Below are 17,018 nucleotides of genomic sequence, written 5' to 3'. Positions count from 1 at the left end.
GGCGAATGGCTCACACCGGACATTTCATGCTAACCACACATGTCAACGGGTGAGCACAACACGAGCCCCGGAGGACGCAACACGGGCCCCGGGAAACGCAACACGAGTCCCCGAAGCCGCAACACGGACTGGGGCCGAGGGGCGTTACTCCGCGGCGGGGCGATCCTCGGGAAGCAACGCCAGCTGCTCCGGGTGGAACGCGTCGCGGCGCGGCGGCGGCAACCACGCCTCGGGCCGAGTGGCGCGGTGCCTGCCCAGGTCGGCGAGACTGATGGGCACGGAGAAGTCCACGCCGTACGCCTTCGGATCCGTCACCCGCCCCAGGCTCAGCTCGTCCGCGGCGACGCCGATACCGATCGCCGCGACATAGCTGTCGTCGAGGTCTCCGGTGAATCCGGTCCAACCTCCCGCAAACTCCCAGATCCGCGCACGCACGGACATCCCGTCCACGCGCCAGGTCACGCGTTTCCACTTCTCGTACCGCCGGGCGTGCTGCTCCGCGTGCGCGAGCAGCGATTCGATCAGTCCGTCCGGCCGCGGCACGCTGCTGTCGGGCAACGTCAGGTTGACCAGGCCGAAGGCGGCTCCGAACGCCACCTCCGCCAGCGGGTCGCCGCCGCCGGGGCACATGGCGCGTTCGTAACGCAGCCGCGGCATGCTGCCGACACGCAGCCCGCGCTCGGTGTCGGCCAGCCGCTGCCCCAGCCACAACGCCCAGGGCGCACGCCCCGTCTCACCCAGGCCGGAAACGGCCTCGGAGCCCGCGTCCGGCTCGACCGGACCGACGTTGCCGCCTTCGAAGAAGTCGACCCAACGGGGTCCGGGAATCGACGGGTGCAATCCGTACACGGGAAAGTCGACCGGGACCGGGCTCGGCTCCGCGGCCCCATCCCCGGAACTACCGGGGCCGCCGTCCACATCGCCGGCACTGCCACTGTCGGTGCTGCCGCCGTCGGTGGCCGACGACTCGCCGGCCCCGGCCACGACCACCTCGGCGGCAGCGTCCGAGGCGGCGGACCGTTCGGCACCGGCCGTCGCATCGTCCGCGGCGGCCTGCAATGTGTCAGGCGTTCTCGTACTCACGGCGTGGATCTTGCACCCGTTCCGTCCGTATTGACAGCACCGATGTGATCTTCCCCGGCACGTGACGACCGGCATCGGCCGGTCGACCCGGCGTGCTGTAGTCGCCACATACCGGCGTCACCCGAGTCTCGCACGCTTCACGCCGATGTGACGTCCTCACCCTTCCCGTCCGACTTGGCCGGACCGGGTTTCGGCGTCGCCTGCGTGCCGCCAGTCTCGCCGTCCGCGGCCTTCGCCGAGGTGCTTCCCGCCTTGCCGGACGCGGATTCACCTGCTCCCGCCTTGCCGGCCGCCGCCTTGTCCGAACCCGTCTTGTCCTGCGCCGTCCCGCCAGTGGTCGCCTTGTTCGGCGCCGGCTTGTCCGAGGTCGCCGCTGCCGTGCCCGTCGAGCCGGACGCCGCCGCGGTGGCCTTCGCGCCGTTGGCCGCACCGGCACCGTCCGCTCCGGCACCGTCCGATCCAGACGTCGCCCAATCGAGTGATTCCGGTTCCGGCCCGAGCTTGTCGAGCGCGTCGCTGAGTGCGGCGTTGCTGGCGGCCAGCCGGTCGGCGACGGTCCGGCGCAGTTCGTGCGCCTGGGCGTGCTTGCCCTTGGCGTCCGCCAATCGGGCCTCGGCCTCGGCGATCATGGCGTCGGCGCGGCTCTTCGCGTCGTCGCCGAGCTCCTTGGCTGCCTTCTCCGATGCGGCCTTGGCCGCGGCGATCTCCTCGGAGGACTTCTTCTCCGCGGCGGCGATCTTGTCCTGCGACGCCTTCTCCGCGTCGGCTCGCTTCTTCTCGGCCTGTTCGTCGAGCCGGCCGCGCTCGCGCTCGGCCTCCTCGGCGAGGCGTTTCGCCTCGGCGCGAGCGTCCTCGCGAGTCTTCTCCGCGTACGAATCGGCGGCCGACCTGGTCGCGTCGGCCTCTGCCTCCGCCTTCTTGCGCAGCTCGTCGATCTCTTCTTCGGCGAGCTTCATCATGGTCTTGACCCGCTCGCTCATCGCCGCGGGCCCGGTGGGCTCCTCGGCCATCCGGGTGAGCGCGGCCTTGGTTTCGACGAGCTCCTGCTGTGCGTGCCCGAGCGCCCTGGTCAGGTCGGCGACCGACGCCGTGGCGTCGTCCCGGCTGCGCGCGGTCTTCTCCAGCTGCGAGTTCAGCTTTTTGACGTGCTCGTCGACCTGCACCTGGTCGTAACCGCGGAACACGGTCGTGAAGGTGCCGGATTTCGGGGGATTCGGGGTGACATCGGCTTCGGCCATTCGGCAACTTTAATGAGTTGGCAGCGTGAAGCCCATACCTCGTGTCACAACCCGTCGCGATACTGTTCTCCGGCGTGACCGGCTAAGGGGGAAGGAGACCGCGACGTGAACATCGACGCGATCGTCGCCGACATCTCGCAGCACTGGCCGCTGTACACGGCCATCCCCTTCATCGCGGCGCTGATCGGCTACGTCACCAAGCGCGTCGCCATCGAAATGATGTTCCGCCCCATCGAATGGCGGGGCATCAAAGGCACGTTCCTCGGCTGGCAGGGCGTCGTCCCGCAGCACGGTGGCCGCATGGCCGCGATCGCGACCGATCTGCTGACGAAGAATCTCCTCGACATCAAGGACGTCTTCGCGCGGATCGATCCCGATCGCATCACCGAGGAGATCGAGCAGCCGCTGCTGCGGACGGTCGACGACGTCGCGCGCGAGGTGCTCGCCGAGAACCATCCGCGGGTGTGGGAACGCCTCCCCGCCGTCGCACAGGACCTGGTGATCAAGCAGATCCAGGCGCAGACACCGCAGCTCGTGCGGCAGCTGATGCTGGAAATGCGGGAGAACGTCGACGATTTCCTCGACGTCAAGGAAATGACCGTCCGCCGGCTCACCGACGACAAGAAGTTGCTGGTGAAGCTGATCCGCGAGACGTCGCGTCCCGAGATGGCGTTCATCGCGCGCTCGGGCATCTACTTCGGTTTCGCGCTCGGCATCGTCCAGGCATTCGTCTGGGCCGTGACGAAGAACCCGCTGGTCATGCCGGTCTTCGGCGCCGCGGTCGGCCTATTCACCGACTGGCTGGCGATCAAGTTGATCTTCGTGCCGCGCGAACCGGTCCACGTGACCCGCAAGCTGTACTTCCAGGGCAAGTTCCAGCGCAGGAAGGCCGAGGTCGCCCAGCAGTACGGCGAGATCATCGCCCGCGACGTGCTGACGGTGCCGAACCTGATGGACGCGATCCTGCGCGGCCCGCGGTCCGACCGGCTGATGGCGATGATCTCGCGCGTCGTTGCCGACGCGGTCGACGAACAGGCGGGAAACGCCCGGCCGTTGGTGACCGCGACACTCGGCACGAAGCGGCTCGAGGAGATGAAGCGCTCGGCGGCCGACAAGGCGATCGCGCGGGTGCCCGAGACGGTGCGGTACGCCGAGGGCTATCTGACCGAGGCCATGGCCGTCGCGCGGCTTGTCGAGGAGCGGATGAACAAGCTGACGCCCGTCGAGTACGAGGGGCTGCTCCGGCCTGCGTTCCGCCAGGACGAGTGGAAGCTCGTGGTCGTCGGCGGCCTGATCGGCGGCATCGTCGGCGAGCTCCAGGTCCTCGTCATGCTGCACTGACTGCCGCCGTCACCGTTCGTGTCCGCGTCAATTCGCGATGTGACAATAAAGCGCCCCCGCCGGAAACCGACGGGGGTTGGCTCTATGACTGTGCGAGGAGTCCTGCCCTCGCTTCTGTCTGGAAGTTTAGATGAGACATGAATCTTGAGCAATGTAGCTCGAGCCGGCAGGCCTACCGTGCCGTCGCGAGGCACCTCTCGGAACCACGGCTGTCGTCCTACGTCACGGTCGCGGGCAATGTGACCGATGCGGTGCGTCTGTACCGCTGGAATGTCGAGATGTCCGGAGCCATCTACGAAGCCTTGGGGCTGGTCGAGGTCGTGCTGCGGAACGCCATCGACCGTGAACTCCAGAAATGGAACCTTGCTCGACCCACACCGACCGGCGAGCCGCCGTACGGCACCAACTGGATCGAACGCCCAGCGCCTCCCCTGTGGGGCGTACTCAACAAGAGGACGCGCAGGGGACAGGTCGTATCGACCTACGCCACAGCCAGGGAGCGCGCTATCAAGGATTCGACTCTCAGGGATCCGAGCCACCCTCGTCGCCACCACCTGCCGATCATGACGACGTGGTTGCCCACACCACGTTCGCGACCTGGGTGCGTCTACTGCCACACAAGCGGGACGCCGATGGTCGGGCAGGGCCGGGCCCACAACGAGGCCTCTGGACACACGCCCTGCGACACGCGTTCCCGTACAAACCGGACCCGTTGGTCATCCACCACTGGGCAAATCGTCTCTACCTGTTGCGCAACCGCGTCGCGCACCTCGAGCCACTGGTCGCCACCGATGTCCTCGGCTATCACCGTTCGGCAGCCCGGCTGCTCCGCGCAGTCGACCCGACCATCGGTGACTGGTACAGCAGCATCAGCCGCATTCCGCATGTTCTGAAAAAGCACCGTCCGCCTGGTTGACCGGTATCGCCCACCGGCCACGACGGGTGTCGATACCGTGTTCGCGTGACCGACACGTCCCGGAAGCTGCCGCCCGTGCACGAGGCGTGGCTGCCGCGCGAGCACTCGCTGTATCGCCCGCGCCACGGCAAGCGGCAGGTCACGGCCCTCGTGTGTGCGGCCGCGTTCTTCGCCGCGCCCGCGCTGGGATGGGTGTTCGGCGGCAGGCCGAGCGAGATCGAGAACCGTGAGCTCGCGAGCTTCCCCAGCCTCGCCGACGGGTGGGGCTTCTTCACGGGCATGCCGCAGTGGGCGACCGATCACCTCGTGTTCCGTGAGGGCGCCATCGAAGCCGCCGACGGCATCAGTCACGGACTATTCGGCGAGCCCGCGCCGATGGGCCAGGGCGAGGGCACCGGCCCGATCCCGGGAGTTCCCGACGGTCCACAGGGCCAGAGCGGCGACGGCGACGCGCAGGACGGGCAGCAGCAGAACGCCGGCTACACCGAGGTCATCGAGGGTTCCGACGGCTGGCTGTACTACGGCGACGACGTGAAGGGCAAATGCTTCCCGGAACGTCCGCTCTCCGAGACGTTCGAACGCCTCGACCGGATCCGTCACGCCGTCGAAGCATCGGGACGCCGGTTCGTGCTGACCATCGCGCCGGACAAGACGACGATGGTGCCGCAGCACCTGCCGGACAGTTACGCGGGCAAGGAGTGCTCCACCGAGACGACCGAGCGGTTCTGGAAACTCGCCGCGCAACTGCGGAGCTTCCTGGACGTGCGCCCCTCACTGGAGGACGCCGAGCAGCAGCTGGGCCACCCGCCGTACTTCGCCAACGACACGCACTGGACCGACGACGGCGCCGTGATGCTGACCCGCGACGTCGCCGAGGCACTCCAGCCGGGGGTGACCGACACGTGGCGCAGCCGCGGCGTGGGGTGGTCGACGTCGAACGGTGACCTCGCGTCGATGCTGGGCCGTTCCGAGCCGAAGACGTCGGTCCGGTACGAACTGATGCCCGACGGCAGCACCGACCGCACGCAGGACACGCTGCGCAAGTTCGACGGCCCGGTGCGCTACGACGCCGATGCGGGCAGGGACATCGAGGGCACGATCGGCGCGCCGACGGCCCTCATCGGCGACTCGTTCACGTTCGCCTCCTCGCGGTACCTGCCGGCCGCGTTCGCCGACCTGACGCTGCTGAGCTACCCGCAGCTCGGTGACCACAAGAAGGCCACGATCGACACGTTCATCCGGTCCGAGATCGTGGTGGTGCAGACCGTCGAACGCTCCGTGGCCGAAGGTGACCTGCCGCTGATCGACGAGGGGTTCATCGAGCTGATGGAACGGCGGCTCGCGGCGAATCCGATCCGCTGAGGTCGCGGAGCGACCGCTGCCTGCCGCGCACGTAGGCGATGACGCGGCACACCAGGTAGATCGTGAACGAGATCGCCGTGACGAAGAAGCTCACGGGCGCGCCCGGCGCGAGGCTGAGCACGATGCCGCCGAGGGCCGCGGCCTCGGCGAACACGACGGCCAGCACGGTCGCCCGCCACGGGCTCGCGGTCACGCGAGCGGCCGCGGCGGCTGGTGTGACCATGAGGGCGACGACCAGCAGCGCACCGACGATCTGCACACCCAGCGCCGTCGCGACTCCCACCAGGACCGCGAACAGCGGCGACAGCCACCGGACCGGCACACCGCGAGCGACCGCGACGGCCGGGTCGACGGTCGCGAACAGCAGCGGCCGGTAGATCATGGCGAGCACGATGAGCACGACGATCGCCGCGCCGACGAGCAGTTCGAGGTCCTGCTGTTCGATCGCGACGATCTGCCCGACGAGGATGCCGAACTTGTTGCTGGACCTGCCGTCGTAGAACCACAGCAGCAGTACGCCGAGACCGAGACCGAACGACAGGATCACGCCGATCACCGAGTCACGTTCGGACTCCCGACCGCCGAGCAGGCCGAGCAGCAGTGCGGCGATGACGGCACCGGCCAATGCCCCGTAACTCACGCCGATGCCCAGCAACAGCGCCGCCGCGGCGCCGGTGAACGCCAACTCGGCCGTGCCGTGCACGGCGAACGACATCCGGCGCATCACGATCAGCGGCCCGAGTGCGCCTGCCACCAGGCCGAGTACGGCCGCGGCGCCGAGCGCCATCAGCACGAAGTCGAGTTCGAGCAGCCGCGCGGTCAGCTCGAAGTCGAACAGCTTGTCCATCAGCGGGCCTTCGTAGGGATCGTCGGTGGGAATACGGGGTGGGGAGCACGCCTCACACGGGTTCGGCGTGATCGTGTTCGTGATGGTGCACGGTGTCCTCGCACAATGCGCTCTGCGCACCGGCGACGTGGATCTGCCCGCCGACCCGGACCACCTCGACCGGCGCGCCGTAGAGCTCGGTAAGCGTCTCCGACGTCATCACCTCGGCGGGCGTTCCGATGCGGAACCGGCCGCCGACCAGGTACAGCACGCGGTCCACGTGTGGCAGCACGGGGTTGATCTCGTGGGTCACGAACAGCACCGCGGTGCCGGTCTCGCGCCTGCGCCGTTCGATGAGCTCGGTGACGGTGCGCTGGTGGGTCAGGTCGAGGGACGCCAGCGGTTCGTCGCACAGCAGCAGGTCGGGTTCGCCGATCAGCGCCTGCGCCACGCGGAGCCGCTGCTGCTCACCACCCGAGAGCAGGCCGACCGGCGACGCGGCGTACGACGTCGCGCCGACCGAGTCGACGGCTTCGGCGACCTTGCGCTTCCTGGCCCGGATGCCGCGCAGGCCGGTGCCCCAGCGGTCGCCGTCGAGGCCCAGTCCCACGAGGTCGCGGCCACGCAGCGTCAGCTGCTGGTCCATGGCCCGCTGCTGGGGGACGTATCCGACACGGTGGTTGCCCTTGCCCGGCGCCGTGCCTGCGACGCGGACCGTGCCCGCGCTCAGCGCCTGCAGGCCGAGCAGCACCTTGAGCAGCGTCGTCTTGCCGGAACCGTTGGGGCCGAGCACGGCGACGAACTCGCCCGGTTCGATACGCAGGTCGAGGCCGGACCACAGGGTGCGTTCACCGAACGCCAGCGCCGCGCCCTCGATCTGGACCGCTCCGGTCGCGACCGCGCGGTCCGTCTCGTCCGTGCCCGTCGTGCTCACTGACCCAATGCTCCCGCCAACTCCTCGATCTGGCCGGTCATCCACGCAATGTAGTCGTCCTGGCCCTCCGGCAGTGTCTCGGTCATGTCGACCACCGGCACGTTCGCGCCTTCGGCCTCGCTCGTGAGCTTCTCGGTGACGGACGTGACGGTCTGCGGGTTGTTGACCACCGCGTCGATCTCGCCGTTCTTGACGAGGTTCGTCACCCGCTGCTGGGCCGCCACGGGCACGTCGGTCTCGTTCTCGATGGCCCGCGTGTAGTCCTGCGGCGTGACGTCCTCGAGACCGGCTCCCTCAAGCAGGTAGTGCGCGACCGGCGCGGTCGCCAGGACTCGCCCGTCCGGGATGTCCGCGATCTGCTGTTCCATGCCGTCGAGGCGCTTCTTGAACGCGGCGGCGTTGTCGGTGAAGGTCTGCTTCTGCCCCGGATCGATCTCGGCCAGCTCGGCGGCGACGTCGTCGGCCACCTCGCCGACCACCTCCGGGTCGTACCAGACGTGCTCGTTGTCACCGTCGCCGTGGCTGTGCCCCTCGTGACCGTGGCCGCCCTCGTCGCTGTTGCCCTCGTCGCTGTTGCCCTCGCCGTGGTCGTCGCCGTGGCCCTCGTCGTCGTGGCCGTCCTCGGCGCCCTCGCCCTGCTCGCCGTGGCCCTCGTCCTGGCCGTCCTGGCCGCCCTGGTCATCGCCGTGGCCGTCGTCGGTGCCGTGATCGTGGTCGTCGTGATCGTCACCCTGCTGGGAGCGCAGGCCGTCGGGACCGCTCTCACCACCGTGGCCGTCCTCACCGTGGCCGTGCTGGTCACCGCCGTCGTCCTCGACAGCCACGACGAATCGCTTGCTGGTGGACTGCTCGGCGAGCTGGGTGAAGAAGTCGTCGTAGCCGCCGCCGTTGTAAACGAGCAGCTCGCCGTCCTGCACGTCGGCGGCGTCCTCGGCGGTCGCCTCGTAGGAGTGCGGGTCACCGGACGGGTCGTCGATGAGGGACTTCACCTCGACGTGCTCGCCGCCGACGGCCTTCACCACGGAACCCCAGACGTTCGTGGACGCGACGACCGTGATCGCGGAGTCGTCGCCGGAACCATCCTCGGATCCGCCGCACGCCGTAGCCGCAATGAGCGCCGCCGCCATCGGCACCGCCGTGAATGCCCGCGCCTTGTTCATCGTCCACCACCCTGCCTGTACCCGGGCCCGCTTCCGAGAGGGCCGCTGTCACGGTCAGTATAGATAATGGAAATCGTTCCCAACGAAGCGACCGCTGGATTCGGTGACGAAACCCGACAGAGGGATTGCCAGTTCGACGCAGGGTCATCAGAGCGGCGTCATCAGTGCGGCGTCATCCGAGCACTGCCACCAGAGCGCTGTCACCAGAGCGCTGTCACCAGAGCGACGACATCAGAGCCGCCTCGCCGGGGCGGCTCTGATGTCGTTGCCGGTGGCCACTCGCGACCGTGACGAGCCCGCCGCGCCCGCCACGCCGACTTCCTCGCACCGCCGCGCCCGCCACGCCTGCCGAGCAGGCCTCCTCGCACCGCCGCGCGACGGCCGGCAAATGTGATCGACGCGGGCCTCCGGTTCTGCACCATGTTCTGAACCGTTACGGTTTGTTCATGAACCGGCCGATGCGATCGAGGCGGCAGGCCACACTGGCGTCCCTCGCCGCCGAACTTGGCGTCTCGCGTACGACCGTGTCCAATGCCTACAACCGGCCGGACCAACTGTCACCCGAGCTGCGCAAACGCGTCCTCGAAACCGCGAAGCGGCTCGGCTACGCAGGACCCGACCCGGTCGCCCGCTCGCTGCGTACCCGCAAGGCGGGTGCCGTCGGACTGCTCCTGACCGAGAACCTCTCGTACGCCTTCCGCGACCCCGCCGCCGTCGGCGTGCTCGAGGGTCTCGCGCTCGCGTGCGAGGACGCGGGCGTCGGCCTCACCCTCGTGCCGGGCAGTCCCGGCAACGAGGACGTCGCCGCCGTGCACCGCGCGGGCGTCGACGGCTTCGTGGTCTACTCCGTGCCCGACGACGACCCGCACCTGGAAGCCGCGTTGCAGCGGCCCGTGCCGACGGTGATCGTCGATCAGCCGCAGCTCGAGGGCTTGGACCGCGTCGGCCCGGACGACGAGGCCGCCACCATCGACCTCGCCAACCACGTCGTCGGCCTCGGCCACCGGCAGGTCGGCGTGCTGTGCATGCGGCTGTCGAGCGACCGCAACGACGACTTCGTCTCCCTCTACCGCCAGCAGGACGCCCACTACCACGTGCAGCGCGCCCGGCTCGCGGCGTTGCAGCGGACGTTCGAGGCCGCGGGGGTGTCGTGGGAATCGGTGCCCGTGGTCGAACGCTTCGACCACCACGTCGACGACGGCGCGTCGGCCGCGCGGCAGCTGCTCGACAAGCATCCGCGGGTGACGGCCCTGATCTGCACCTCCGACATCCTCGCGCTCGGCGCGCTCGCCGAGGCGGGCCGTCGCGGCCTGCGCGTGCCCGCCGACCTGACGATCACCGGCTTCGACGGCATCGGCGAGGCCACCCGCGCCGGCCTGACGACCGTGCACCAACCAGTGCTGGAGAAGGGCAAGGCCGCGGGCACGCTGCTGCTCGGCGCGGGCGACCGCGTGGCGTCGAAGGTCATCACGCTGCCGACCGAGCTGCGCGTGGGCACCACGTCCGGCCCGCCGCGGACCGCCGAACAGCACTGGTTCGGACCCTGATCCACTCCGTCGAGCGTGACGAACACCAACCCGACTTGTGCCGGAGACGCCGGGCGGGTCATATAGGCGTCATGACCGCGATCGACCTGCTTCTCAAGCGCAACGCCGAACTCGGCGACGCCGTCACCGGCGACCGTTCGTCCCCCCGCCCCTCCCAGCACGTCGCGATCCTGACGTGCATGGACGCGCGTATCCGGGTGTTCCAGCTGCTCGGGCTCATCGAAGGGGAGTCGCACATCCTGCGCAATGCGGGTGGCGTCGTCACCGACGACACCATCAGGTCGCTCTCGCTGAGCCAGCGCAAGCTGGGCACCCGCGAGGTCATGGTCATCCAGCACACCGACTGCGGCCTGAACTCGGTGACCGACGACGGCTTCAAGGACGAACTCGAAGCCGACACGGGGCTGCGCCCGACGTGGGCGGTCGAGGCGTTCCGTGACGTGGAGGCCAGCGTGCGCACGTCGGTCCAGCGGGTGAAGCAGAGCCCGTTCCTGCCGCAGCGCGACATGGTGCGCGGCTTCGTCTACGACGTGCACACGGGCCGGCTGTCCGAGGTGGAGCGGGCGGCGGAGTGACCTGATCGCCCGCGCGGGCGCCGGTGTTTTAATGCCTGCGTGGTGCTGACCGCCGACATCGCAGCCGAAACGCTGCTCGACTGGTACTCCGAAACCGCACGCGACCTACCGTGGCGCAGGCCCGACTGCGACGGCTGGGGCGTGCTGATCAGCGAGATCATGCTGCAGCAGACGCCGGTCGCGCGCGTGGAGCCGATCTGGCACGAGTGGCTGGAACGCTGGCCGAAACCGTCCGCGTTGGCGGCCGCGACGCAGGCCGAGGTGCTGCGCGCGTGGGGCAAGCTGGGCTATCCGCGCCGGGCGCTACGGCTGCACACGGCCGCTGACGTGATCGCCCGTGAGCACGGCGACGTCGTACCCGACGACGTCGACACGTTGCTCGCGCTGCCGGGCATCGGGGCGTACACGGCGCGGGCGGTCGCCGCGTTCGCCTACGGCAAGCGCACGCCCGTCGTGGACACGAACGTCCGCCGGGTCGTGGCACGGGCGGTGCACGGCGCGGGCGATGCAGGTCCGGCGTCGAACACGAAGGACATGGCCGACGTCGAGACATTGCTACCGCCCGACGAGTCTCGCGCGGCGACCATGTCGGCGGCGCTGATGGAGCTGGGCGCGCTCGTGTGCACGGCACGTTCGCCGCAGTGCGCGGACTGCCCGGTCTTCGACGACTGCGCCTGGGTCCGTGCGGGCAAACCCGCCTACGACGGTCCCGCCAAGCCGGTGCAGAAGTTCGCCGGGACGGACCGGCAGGTGCGCGGCCTGCTGCTCGACGTGCTGCGCGGGACGGACGAACCGGTATCCAAAACGCGGCTCGACGTCGTGTGGGACCGCGCGGGACAGCGCGACCGCTGCCTCGACTCACTGCTCACCGACGGCCTGGTCGAGCAGACGGCCGACGGCAGGTTCGCGCTTCCCGGCGAGCACTGATCACAACCGGTGATGATCACCCATGCGATTAGCCCGTTCGACTGATACGACTTTGGGCGTTCTGTCCGTTATCGGACCGGTTCTCGCAGGTCACAGCACTGGCCAGCAGTGAAAAGTTTTCACGACGGTGACCCGAACTTCGTCGGTAATTATTCGCGACAGTTGATGTTTCGTGCTCCGATATCCCCACGCAGCGATAGTCCCGCGCAGCCACAGCCAGTGGAGGGAGCTCGAACGACATGTCCGACCAGCCCGAATTCCACCGTCGAACCCTCTTCAAGGGCGGACTCGCCGTCACCGCCGCGGGCGCCCTGACCACGCTCGCCGCCACGCAGGCGAACGCGGCGCCCACGTCTGCACCCGGGACACGCCGCGCCACCCCGAGGGCCGACCAGCCACTGATCTACACCACGACCGACTGGGGCGCGCAGGAACCGACCCAGGACCCGATCATCCTCGACGACCCGCCGACATACATCGTCGTCCACCACACCGCGGGAGCCAACAGCGAGGACTACTCCGTCGACCACGCGTTCCAGATCTCGCGCGACATCCAGCAGCTGCACATCGACAACGGCTGGGGCGACTCGGGCCAGCAGTTCACCAACAGCCGCGGCGGCCACATCACCGAGGGCAGGCACCACTCGCTCGAGGTCGTCCAGGATGGCACCCAGCACGTCCAGGGCGCGCACGTCGGCGGCAACAACTCGACCTGTATCGGCATCGAGAACGAGGGCATCTACGTCGACGTCGACGTCACGCAGGCGTTGTGGGATTCCCTGGTGCAGCTCGTGGCGTGGATGGCCGCGCAGTACGACGTCACCACCGACCTGATCATGGGGCATCGCGACTTCAACTCCACCCAATGCCCCGGCGACGTCCTCTACGGCCGGCTGCCGGAACTGCGCGAGGAAGTGGCCGCACAGCTCGGCACCCGCGCCGCCCAGCCGAAGTCGTGGCCGCTGCTGACACCCGGTGACGCGGGCCCACAGGTGCGGACGGCGCAGACCCTGCTGCGGGAACGAGGTGCGAACGTCGCGACCGACGGCGTGTTCACCGCCGCGATGGCCCGCGAGGTGGCGAAGTTCAAACGCGCCAACAGCGTCCAGCAACTGACGTGCGGTGCCTCGCTTCATCGGAGTGCCGACGAAAGCGGTTACCTCGGCGCCGATGTGTGGCCGCTGCTCGCCGCGACGGGCGCCGAGCGGGAAGAACTGCGAGCCCGCCTGGCGCAGTAGCCCGGCCTCCCGCCCGCGTCGCTACCGCTCGTCTCCCGAGCACCGCCCTCAACGACCCGCGGCCGCGCGGCTGCGTTGCCGGGGATCGTGTTGCGGATTCCGGGGCCGGCCGCACGCGATCAGCGGCCGAGCGCACCTGACAGGAACGCCTCGACGGCGCCCCGGTACTCCTCCGGCGCGCTGTCGTGCACCACGTGTCCGGCGCCGTCGACGACGAGGTGCTTTCCTCCCGCTCGTTCGGCCAGCTCGGCCTGCTGACCCGCCGGCATCACGGTGTCGCCCGCCTCGACGACGAGGAGCGGACAGTCGACCTTGTCCACATAGGACCAGTATTCGCGCCGTCCCCATTCCGAGGCGATCGCGTACAGATTCTCGAGGTCGGCGATGAGGTGATACCCGTCGGCCCGCTCCTCGAAGCATTCGGCGAAGTAGTCCCCCGTGTCACCGAAGAACTCACGCACGTGGGCCAGCGACGTGAACGGCTGCGGCCACGATTCGAAATGCCCGCGCCAGGTTTCGACGGTGCGGCCGCGCAGGTCCGGCGCGTAGTCCTCGACCACGACGGCACGCACCAGCTCCGGCCGGGTCGCGGCGAGCGTGAGCGCGTGCAGCCCGCCCATCGAGTGCCCGATCACGACGGCGGGTCCCGCGTCGAGCCGTTCGACGAGTTCGGCCACGTCGGCGGCGAAGTCCTCGGTGGCGGCGGGCAGCGAATGTGGGCTGCGGCCGTGACCGCGCGCGTCGAGGCCGACGACGTCACCGTAGGACGTGAGCCACTGCGCGACCCGCCACCATGTCGTCGCCCTGCCCATCAGCCCGTGCAGCAGCACGATCGGCTGTCCCGCGCCGCCGAACCGCACGGCACCATCACCCAACCGCATCTACGCTCTCCCTATGGCCATTCGCCGGGCCGGATCCTGCGTGCTCGCTCTCGTGTGCACCCTAACGGCGTGCACCTCCGGCGGGGGCGAGCCGCGGCCCACCTCATCCGAGCGCCTGCCCACCGCGTCGACGGGACACAGCCCCGGTGCGCTGCAGCAACGACCCGCCGAGCCGGGCGCACCCGGGATCGGCGACCCGTACTACCCGGAGGCGGGCAACGGCGGGTACGACGCGCTGGACTACGACGTGTCCGTGCGCTACGACCCCGACTCCGGGGTGCTCCACGGCGACACCACGCTGACCGCCCGCGCGACGAAACCGCTCAGCCGGTTCAACCTGGACCTGCGCGGGATGATCGTCGAATCGGTGCACGTCGACGGCGCACGCGCCCGGTTCGACCGCGAGGACGCGCACGAACTGGTGATCACGCCCGCGCGTGCGAAGGCGGGAAACCAACGGTTCCGCGTTCGGGTGCAGTACCACGGCACACCAGGACGAACGACCAGCGGACTCGGCAACAACGGCTGGCACCGCACCCCGTCCGGCGGCGCGTTCGCGATGGGTGAGCCGCCGTCGGCGTCGTTCTGGTACCCGTCGAACGACCATCCGCGCGACAAGGCGACGTTCCGGCTCACCGCACGCGTGCCGGAGGGCTGGACGGCCGTGTCGATCGGCCGCGAGGAGCGGTCGGCCACCCGTGACGGCTGGACGACGTCGCGGTGGGTCGAGTCCGAGCCGGTCGCCGGGTATCTGACGACCGTCGCGATCGACCGATTCGACGTCACCCGCCGCACCCTCGGCGACGGGACACCGGTGTTGAACGCCTTCGCACCGGGCTCGGAGGATCTGCGACAGGACGCGCGGCGCACCGGCGAGGTGGTGCGGTTCCTCGAATCGCGGTTCGGCGACTACCCCGCAACCACCACGGGCGGCATCTACCTCGGCGCCGACACCGGGTACGCACTGGAAACACAGGGCAGACCCACCTACGACGCCGACGCCCGCCTCTCGACGATCGTCCACGAGCTGGCACACCAGTGGTACGGCAACGAGGTGTCCGTGTCGTCGTGGGCCGACATCTGCCTCAACGAGTGTCTCGCCAGCTATGCGCAATGGCTGTGGTTGGAGGGCAAGGAAGACGTCGACCTGGACGCCAGGTACCGCGACACGATCACCGCGACGACACCGGAATTCTGGGCGCCACCGCTCTACGACATGGGAGCCGGCAACGAGTTCAGAGGCGTGTACGACAAGGGAATCCTGGCGATGCACGCGCTCCGCAGGCAGCTCGGCGAGAAGGCGTTCTGGACGGTGCTGCGGTCGTGGCCCGGCGAGCATCCGGAGGGCAACGCGTCGTGGCCGGAGTTCGAGCGGTTCGTCGAACGCACCTCCGGACAGCACCTCGACGGGTTCTTCACCGCATGGTTCCACCGCAGCGGCCTGCCCGACGAGCAGTATCTGTACCCGGGGACACTGTCGAACTGAGCCATCCTAGCCCGTACATTGTGGACAGATGATATCGGCGATTGCGGCCGGGCGGCATGGGGAACGCGCGCGTGAGGGGACGGCGTGGCGTGAGGGGACGGCGCAGCGTGCGGCGACGGTGGGGCATGCGGCGACGGCGCAGCATGCGGCGACGGTGCGCCGACGCGGGCGACGTCACCGCGGACGACAAGTTCCGCGGACGGCACCTCACCCCGAGACGACCCGCCGACCGACCCGAGGCGGCCTTCGGGGACGAGACAGAGCACGGCCGCCGCGGCGTGCCCGAAGCCGCGACAACCGGCCGAGCCGCGGCTGCTGCGGCGGCACCCCAGTCGCCAGTACCCTCGGCACCATGGCTGTTGTGAAGATCAACGCGATCGAGGTCCCCGAAGGCGCAGGCGCCGAGCTGGAGAAGCGGTTCGCCGCACGGAAGGGTTCGGTCGACAACGCTCCCGGTTTCCTCGGTTTCGAGCTGCTGCGCCCCGTTTCGGGCGAGAACCGCTACTTCGTCTACACCAAGTGGGAGACGGAGGAGGACTACCAGGCCTGGGCCCAGGGCGGCGCGAAGGAAGCCCATGCTGGCGAGCAGCAGAAGCCCGTGGCCAGCGGCGCCAACCTGCTGGAGTTCGAGGTCGTGCTCGGATCGTCACCCGACTCCTCGGACGAGTGAGCGACGCGCTCGACCACGAAGACGAACTCGAACGCGCGGCGGAGCTGATCGGCTACGCCGACGCGTTGCTCATCTGTGCCGGCGCGGGCATGGGCGTGGATTCCGGCCTGCCCGATTTCCGCGGTGACGAGGGTTTCTGGCGCGCCTATCCGCCGTACGCACGACTGGGACTGAGTTTCGTCGAGGTCGCCGACCCGGTGCACTTCGCCGCTGATCCCGAACTCGCCTGGGGCTTCTACGGCCATCGGCTCGAGCTGTACCGGCGCACCACGCCCCATCCCGGGTTCGACATCCTCCGCCGCTGGGCCGCCGGGAAACCGGACGGCGCACGTGTCTTCACATCCAATGTGGATGGCGAATTCCAGAAGGCCGGCTTCGCCGGTGTCGCGGAGGTACACGGCTCGATCCATCATCTGCAGTGTCTGACCGGCTGTTCCGCCGGCATCTGGCCTGCCGACGACATGACCGTCACCGTCGACGAAGCGACCATGCGCGCCGAGGAACCGCTGCCGTCGTGTCCTGGCTGCGGTGCCCTCGCCCGGCCGAACATCCTCATGTTCGGCGACGCCGACTGGCTCGGGGAGCGTTCCCAACAACAGCTCGACGAGCTCCAGGCCTGGCGGCGCCGCACCGACAAGCTCGCCGTGGTCGAACTCGGCGCAGGGCTGGCCGTGCCGACCGTGCGCAGGCAGGCCGAGCTCGCCAGCGCGGCCGACGGCGGGTTGATCCGCATCAACCCGCGCGAACCCGAAGTCCGCCACGACCGCGGCATATCCCTATCCGTCGGCGCATTGGACGCGCTGCGGGCCATCGATGCACGGTTGAACAGCTGAG

General features: G+C 69.2%; 16 protein-coding genes. 10 read left to right on the top strand and 6 right to left on the bottom strand.

Annotated elements, in window-relative coordinates:
* Positions 1 to 144: 144 nt before the first annotated feature.
* Complete coding sequence (locus FB384_RS11265; protein ID WP_323985194.1) at positions 145 to 1,083, bottom strand: hypothetical protein; 939 nt, start codon at positions 1,081 to 1,083, stop codon at positions 145 to 147.
* A 137-nt stretch (positions 1,084 to 1,220) separates the two neighbouring features.
* Positions 1,221 to 2,321 carry a DivIVA domain-containing protein gene (locus FB384_RS11260; RefSeq protein ID WP_183782450.1) on the bottom strand — a complete coding sequence of 367 codons (1,101 nt, stop codon included), beginning with the start codon at positions 2,319 to 2,321 and terminating at the stop codon, positions 1,221 to 1,223.
* A 111-nt stretch (positions 2,322 to 2,432) separates the two neighbouring features.
* On the opposite strand from FB384_RS11260, the gene FB384_RS11255 reads away from it, so the two are divergent.
* From FB384_RS11255 to FB384_RS11245, 3 genes are all read left to right on the top strand, one after another.
* Complete coding sequence (locus FB384_RS11255; protein ID WP_183785346.1) at positions 2,433 to 3,662, top strand: DUF445 domain-containing protein; 1,230 nt, start codon at positions 2,433 to 2,435, stop codon at positions 3,660 to 3,662.
* Between the two features lie 712 nt (positions 3,663 to 4,374).
* Entirely contained in the window at positions 4,375 to 4,578 is a 204-nt protein-coding gene (locus tag FB384_RS11250) for a hypothetical protein (RefSeq protein ID WP_183782447.1), read from the top strand.
* Between the two features lie 45 nt (positions 4,579 to 4,623).
* On the top strand, positions 4,624 to 5,940 hold the full coding sequence (locus tag FB384_RS11245) for an alginate O-acetyltransferase AlgX-related protein (RefSeq protein ID WP_183782444.1): 1,317 nt from the start codon (positions 4,624 to 4,626) through the stop codon (positions 5,938 to 5,940).
* Here the strand turns inward: FB384_RS11245 and FB384_RS11240 are convergent.
* The 3 genes from FB384_RS11240 to FB384_RS11230 are packed head-to-tail and all read right to left on the bottom strand — an operon-like array spanning position 5,894 to position 8,860.
* Positions 5,894 to 6,787, bottom strand: a complete 894-nt coding sequence (locus FB384_RS11240; RefSeq protein WP_183782441.1) for a metal ABC transporter permease — start codon at positions 6,785 to 6,787, stop codon at positions 5,894 to 5,896. The two genes, FB384_RS11245 and FB384_RS11240, sit on opposite strands and share 47 nt — an antisense overlap.
* Positions 6,788 to 6,839: 52 nt before the next feature.
* Entirely contained in the window at positions 6,840 to 7,700 is an 861-nt protein-coding gene (locus tag FB384_RS11235) for a metal ABC transporter ATP-binding protein (RefSeq protein ID WP_183782438.1), read from the bottom strand.
* Positions 7,697 to 8,860, bottom strand: coding sequence for a metal ABC transporter solute-binding protein, Zn/Mn family (locus FB384_RS11230; RefSeq protein WP_183782435.1), 1,164 nt, complete (start codon positions 8,858 to 8,860; stop codon positions 7,697 to 7,699). The genes FB384_RS11235 and FB384_RS11230 overlap by 4 nt, the downstream gene beginning before the upstream one ends.
* Positions 8,861 to 9,306: 446 nt before the next feature.
* Between FB384_RS11230 and FB384_RS11225 the strand changes: the two genes are divergently transcribed.
* The 4 genes from FB384_RS11225 (at position 9,307) to FB384_RS11210 (ending at position 13,147) form a co-directional block, all read left to right on the top strand.
* Positions 9,307 to 10,407, top strand: a complete 1,101-nt coding sequence (locus FB384_RS11225) for a LacI family DNA-binding transcriptional regulator (RefSeq protein ID WP_183782431.1) — start codon at positions 9,307 to 9,309, stop codon at positions 10,405 to 10,407.
* Positions 10,408 to 10,478: 71 nt separating this feature from the next.
* Positions 10,479 to 10,982 carry a beta-class carbonic anhydrase gene (locus tag FB384_RS11220; RefSeq protein ID WP_183782428.1) on the top strand — a complete coding sequence of 168 codons (504 nt, stop codon included), beginning with the start codon at positions 10,479 to 10,481 and terminating at the stop codon, positions 10,980 to 10,982.
* Between the two features lie 57 nt (positions 10,983 to 11,039).
* Complete coding sequence (locus tag FB384_RS11215) at positions 11,040 to 11,909, top strand: HhH-GPD family protein (protein WP_258937211.1); 870 nt, start codon at positions 11,040 to 11,042, stop codon at positions 11,907 to 11,909.
* Between the two features lie 239 nt (positions 11,910 to 12,148).
* Entirely contained in the window at positions 12,149 to 13,147 is a 999-nt protein-coding gene (locus FB384_RS11210) for a peptidoglycan recognition protein family protein (RefSeq protein ID WP_183782425.1), read from the top strand.
* A gap of 119 nt (positions 13,148 to 13,266) precedes the next feature.
* Here FB384_RS11210 and FB384_RS11205 read toward each other — a convergent pair whose 3' ends face one another.
* Positions 13,267 to 14,028, bottom strand: a complete 762-nt coding sequence (locus tag FB384_RS11205) for an alpha/beta fold hydrolase (protein ID WP_183782422.1) — start codon at positions 14,026 to 14,028, stop codon at positions 13,267 to 13,269.
* A gap of 13 nt (positions 14,029 to 14,041) precedes the next feature.
* Here FB384_RS11205 and FB384_RS11200 point away from each other — a divergent pair, with 13 nt between their 5' ends.
* The 3 genes from FB384_RS11200 (at position 14,042) to FB384_RS11190 (ending at position 17,017) form a co-directional block, all read left to right on the top strand.
* The gene (locus tag FB384_RS11200) at positions 14,042 to 15,514 is read left to right on the top strand and encodes a M1 family metallopeptidase (protein WP_183782419.1); all 1,473 of its coding nucleotides are present in this window, start codon (positions 14,042 to 14,044) and stop codon (positions 15,512 to 15,514) included.
* Between the two features lie 352 nt (positions 15,515 to 15,866).
* Positions 15,867 to 16,184 carry an antibiotic biosynthesis monooxygenase family protein gene (locus FB384_RS11195; protein ID WP_183782416.1) on the top strand — a complete coding sequence of 106 codons (318 nt, stop codon included), beginning with the start codon at positions 15,867 to 15,869 and terminating at the stop codon, positions 16,182 to 16,184.
* Complete coding sequence (locus tag FB384_RS11190) at positions 16,181 to 17,017, top strand: SIR2 family NAD-dependent protein deacylase (protein WP_323985193.1); 837 nt, start codon at positions 16,181 to 16,183, stop codon at positions 17,015 to 17,017. Before FB384_RS11195 ends, FB384_RS11190 begins: the two co-directional genes overlap by 4 nt.
* Position 17,018 lies beyond the last annotated feature (1 nt).

Source organism: Prauserella sediminis (assembly GCF_014195435.1).
In the GTDB taxonomy this organism is placed as follows: Bacteria; Actinomycetota; Actinomycetes; order Mycobacteriales; family Pseudonocardiaceae; genus Prauserella; species Prauserella salsuginis.
Note: the sequence above shows the minus strand (reverse complement) of the source record. Positions and strands in the feature narration are given on the sequence as shown.